The 4,896-nt window shown below is 66.4% G+C and carries 4 protein-coding genes; 3 read left to right on the top strand and 1 reads right to left on the bottom strand.

Annotation, left to right across the window (positions count from 1 at the left end; genetic code table 11):
- Window positions 1-2: 2 nt before the first annotated feature.
- The 3 genes from sphsw_RS07695 (at window position 3) to groL (ending at window position 3,507) form a co-directional block, all read left to right on the top strand.
- Window positions 3-1,343: an MATE family efflux transporter gene (locus tag sphsw_RS07695; protein WP_052380876.1), complete on the top strand. Its 1,341-nt coding sequence runs from the start codon at window positions 3-5 to the stop codon at window positions 1,341-1,343.
- A gap of 126 nt (window positions 1,344-1,469) precedes the next feature.
- A complete protein-coding gene (gene groES, locus sphsw_RS07690; protein ID WP_031394281.1) occupies window positions 1,470-1,757 on the top strand; it encodes a co-chaperone GroES in 288 nt (95 codons plus the stop codon).
- 103 nt (window positions 1,758-1,860) lie between these two features.
- The gene (gene groL / locus sphsw_RS07685) at window positions 1,861-3,507 is read left to right on the top strand and encodes a chaperonin GroEL (protein WP_031394280.1); all 1,647 of its coding nucleotides are present in this window, start codon (window positions 1,861-1,863) and stop codon (window positions 3,505-3,507) included.
- 197 nt (window positions 3,508-3,704) lie between these two features.
- Here groL and sphsw_RS07680 read toward each other — a convergent pair whose 3' ends face one another.
- The gene (locus tag sphsw_RS07680) at window positions 3,705-4,781 is read right to left on the bottom strand and encodes a mannose-1-phosphate guanylyltransferase/mannose-6-phosphate isomerase (RefSeq protein ID WP_081874210.1); all 1,077 of its coding nucleotides are present in this window, start codon (window positions 4,779-4,781) and stop codon (window positions 3,705-3,707) included.
- Window positions 4,782-4,896: the final 115 nt, after the last annotated feature.

Genomic DNA, 4,896 nt, shown 5'->3' with positions numbered 1-4,896 from the left:
CGCTGCTGCGGCTCGCCACGCCGCTGGTCGGGGCGAACCTGATCCAGATGGCGGTGTCCGCGGTCGACGTGATCTTCGTCGCGCGGCTCGGCACGGTCGATCTTGCCGCCGCGACGCTCGGCGTGTTCGTCTTCAACCTGCTGATGTTCGCGCTGATCGGGCTGACCAGCGCGGCGGCGCCGCTGATCGCCGCCGAACTCGGCCGCCGCGCGCATGCCGTGCGCGAGGTCCGGCGCAGCGTGCGGATGGCGCTGTGGCTCGGGATCCTCGGCTCGCTCCCCGTCATCCTAGTCCTCACGCAGGGCGAAACGCTGATGCGGCTCGCCGGCCAGGACCCGGAGGTCGCGCGCCGCGCCGGCCGGTTCATGACGATCATCGCCTTTGCGCTGCTGCCCGGCGTGCTCGCGGGCGTTATGCGCACCGCGGCGGCGGCGCTCGGCCGGCCGGGCTGGGCGTTTCTCGTCACCGGGCTTTCGCTGCTCGTCGGCATCGCGGGCAACTGGCTGCTGGTGTTCGGCAATCTCGGCTTCCCCGCGCTCGGGCTGGAGGGCTCGGCGCTCGCCAGCGTCGCCAGCCTCGGCGTGATGATGATCGCGTATGGCGTGATCCTGACGACCGACCGGCGGCTGCGGCGCTTCCACCTGTTCGGCCGCTGGTGGCGGACCGAATGGTCGCGCTTCCACGAGATCGTCCGGCTCGGCACGCCGATCATGCTGACCTGGATCTTCGAAGGCGCGCTGTTCGGCGGCGCGGCGCTGCTGATGGGGCTGATCGGCGTCGCGGAGGTCGCGGCGCATGCGATCGCGCTCAACATTGCCGCGGTCGCGTTCCAGGTGCCGTTCGGCGTCGCGCAGGCGGCGACGATCCGCGTCGGCATGGCGTACGGCGCGCAGGACCGGGTCTGGATCACCCGCGCGGGCAATGTCGCGCTGGTCGTCGGGATCGGCTTCATGGCGGCCAGCGCGCTGCTGATCTGGGCGGTGCCGCGGCTGATGATCGGCGTCTATGTCGATCCCGACTTGCCGCAGAACGCGGTCGTCGTCGCGCTCGCGCTGCGGTTCCTCGGCGTGGCCGCGGTGTTCCAGCTCGTCGACGGCGCGCAGGCGGTCGCGGCAGGCGTGCTGCGCGGGTTGCAGGACACCCGGACGCCGATGCTGATCGCGCTGTTCGGCTATTGGGTGATCGGCTTCGGCACCGCGATCCTGCTCGGCTTCCGCACGCCGCTTGCGGGCGAGGGGGTGTGGTGGGGGCTGTTCGCAGGGCTCGCGGTCGTGTCGGTGCTGCTGCTGTGGCGCTGGTCGCGGCGTGATCGGCTGGGGCTCGTCCTGACCCGCGGAATGTAACGATTGACGCGATTTTCGATTGGACGCCCGTTGACGATGCCGGGGACGCGGCACATATGACGGCTGTTGGCACTCGATATCGTCGAGTGCCAGAAATCTGTCACAAACCTAAAGGACATGGATCCCATGAACTTTCGTCCGTTGCACGACCGCGTGCTGGTGAAGCGCCTCGAAGCCGAAGAGAAGACGGCTGGCGGCATCATCATCCCCGACACCGCCAAGGAAAAGCCGCAGGAAGGCGAAGTCGTCGCCATCGGCACCGGGACCCGCGCCGAGAACGGCACGATCACCCCGCTCGACGTCAAGGCTGGCGACAAGATCCTGTTCGGCAAGTGGTCGGGCACCGAGGTCAAGGTCGACGGCGAAGATCTGCTGATCATGAAGGAATCGGACATTCTGGGCATCGTCGGCTGACGCCGACGTGGCCTGGACCGCCCCTTAGGGCTGGTCCGGACCGCGCTCAAAAATACCGTTTTCGTCTCAACATTCACAACATTCGTTTGAAAGGGTAGCTGACATGGCTTCCAAGGACGTAAAATTCGGTCGTGACGCGCGCGAGCGCATCCTCCGCGGCGTCGACATCCTCGCCGACGCGGTCAAGGTGACCCTGGGGCCCAAGGGCCGCAACGTCGTCATCGACAAGAGCTTCGGCGCACCGCGCATCACCAAGGACGGCGTCACCGTCGCCAAGGAGATCGAGCTCAAGGACAAGTTCGAGAACATGGGCGCGCAGATGCTGCGCGAAGTGGCCTCGAAGACCAACGACATCGCCGGTGACGGCACGACCACCGCGACGGTTCTGGCACAGGCCATCGTCCGCGAGGGCATGAAGTCGGTCGCAGCGGGCATGAACCCGATGGATCTGAAGCGCGGCATCGATCTCGCCGTCGTCAAGGTCGTCGAGGACGTCAAGGCGCGTTCGAAGCCGGTTTCGGGTTCAAAGGAAGTGGCGCAGGTCGGGATCATCTCGGCCAACGGCGACCGTGAAGTCGGCGAGAAGATCGCCGAAGCCATGGAGAAGGTCGGCAAGGAAGGCGTGATCACCGTCGAGGAAGCCAAGGGTCTCGAATTCGAGCTCGACGTCGTCGAAGGCATGCAGTTCGACCGCGGCTATCTCTCGCCCTACTTCATCACCAACCCCGAGAAGATGACCGTCGAGCTTCAGGATCCCTACATCCTGATCCACGAGAAGAAGCTGTCGAACCTGCAGGCGATGCTCCCGATCCTGGAAGCCGTCGTTCAGTCCGGTCGTCCGCTCCTGATCATCGCCGAGGACATCGAGGGTGAGGCACTCGCCACGCTCGTCGTCAACAAGCTGCGCGGCGGCCTGAAGGTCGCAGCGGTCAAGGCACCCGGCTTCGGCGATCGCCGCAAGGCGATGCTCGAGGACATCGCGATCCTGACCAAGGGCGAGATGATCTCGGAAGACCTCGGCATCAAGCTCGAGACCGTCACGCTCGGCATGCTCGGCACCGCCAAGCGCGTCACGATCGACAAGGACAACACCGTCATCGTCGACGGTGCCGGCGATCACGAGACGATCAAGGGCCGTACCGAAGCGATCCGTCGCCAGATCGAGAACACCACCAGCGACTATGACAAGGAGAAGCTCCAGGAGCGTCTTGCCAAGCTCGCCGGCGGCGTTGCCGTGATCAAGGTCGGCGGTTCGTCGGAAGTCGAAGTCAAGGAGCGCAAGGACCGCGTCGACGACGCGCTGCACGCAACCCGCGCAGCCGTCGAAGAGGGCATCGTCCCCGGTGGTGGTACGGCGCTGCTGTACGCGACCAAGGTGCTCGACGGCCTGACCGGTGCGAACGAGGACCAGACTCGCGGTATCGACATCGTTCGCAAGTCGCTGACCGCTCTGGTTCGCCAGATCGCGCAGAATGCGGGTCATGACGGTGCGGTGGTTTCGGGCAAGCTGCTCGACGGCAACGACTCGAACATCGGCTTCAACGCCGCGACCGACACCTACGAGAACTTGGTGGAAGCCGGCGTGATCGATCCGACCAAAGTCGTCCGCACCGCGCTGCAGAACGCGGCATCGGTCGCAGGCCTCCTGATCACGACCGAAGCGGCCGTGAGCGAAATGGCCGAAGACAAGCCCGCCATGCCCATGGGCGGCGGCGGCGGCATGGGCGGCATGGGCGGCATGGACTTCTGATTTCGAACGGGAGGAGCGACGCTCCTCCCGACACGAAATCAGAACGGCCGGCGGGCTGGACGGCGAAAGCCTCCAGTCCCGTCCGACGAAAAGGGCCGGCTTTGCCGGTCCTCCGTTCCGACCAAGACGACCCAAAGCAAAAGGGCCGGGGAGCGATCCCCGGCCCTTTGTCCGTCCTCACTATTGCCGAAAAAGCCTCAGCGGTTCTTCATCGCCGCGATCAGCTTCTTCACTTCCTGGCTGCGACCCCGCGGCATGATCAGCACGTCGTTGCCGCTCGCCACCACGATCAGGTCCTCGACCCCGACCAGCGCGACCTTGACGCCGTCGCTGCGCACCAGACAGTTCTTCGTGTCGATCGCCAGCACGCTGCCGTCGCCATCGCCGCGATGCGCATTGCCGTCCTCGTCGCGCGCGCTGATCGCATGCAACGCGTCCCAGCTGCCGACGTCGTTCCAGCCCATCGCCACCGGCACCACCGCGACGCGGTCGGCCTTTTCCATGACCGCATAGTCGATCGAATCATCGGGCGACGCGGCAAAGGCCTCGGCATCGGGATAGACCCGCGTGCCTTCGCGGCGGGCGAGCTTCATCGCATCGGTCGTCGCGACCAGGATGCCGGGATCATGCTGCGCCAGCGCGGCGAGATAAGCATCGGCGCGGAACAGGAAGATGCCGCCATTCCAGGCATGATCGCCCGAAGCCAGCATCGCCTCCGCCTTGTCGAGCGGCGGCTTCTCGACGAAGCGCGCGACGCGGTGGACACCCGCGGCCAGCTCCTCGCCGACCTGGATCCAGCCATAGCCGGTTTCAGGCGCGTCGGGGGCGATGCCGAACGTCACCAGCCAGCCCTGCGCGACCATCGGCAACGCCGCGGCGATCGCGGCGTGGAAGGCGGGCAGGTCGGCGATGACGTGATCGGACGGCATGACGAGCATCGCGTCGCCGCTGCCGGCACCGGTCTCGCCCGCGGCGATCGCCGCCAGTGCGATCGCGGGTGCGGTGTTGCGGCCCATCGGCTCGAGGATCAGCGCCTGTGCCTCGGCGCCCGCGTCTGCCAGCTGCGCTTCGACCAGATCGGCGTGCGCGGCGTTGGCGACGACGATCGGCGCGGCGAAACGTTCGCCCTGCGCGCGGCCTGCGGTCAGCTGCAACATGGTCTGGTCCGCGGTCAGCGCGAGCATCTGCTTGGGCATTTCGGGACGCGACATCGGCCACAGCCGGGTGCCGGAACCGCCGGACAGAATCACGGGTATAATCGTTCGAACTGTCATGCGACCTCCACTCGGGAGACCGTATAACGACCAATCCGGGACTTCCAATCGCAAACCACCCCGCCAGCGCGCGGTCTTCAGCCTTTGTTTGCGAATTGGTGCAAAGAGACAGCTA

Source organism: Sphingomonas sp. FUKUSWIS1, from assembly GCF_000733135.1.
Lineage (GTDB): Bacteria > Pseudomonadota > Alphaproteobacteria > Sphingomonadales > Sphingomonadaceae > Sphingomonas > Sphingomonas aerolata.
Note: the sequence above shows the minus strand (reverse complement) of the source record. Positions and strands in the feature narration are given on the sequence as shown.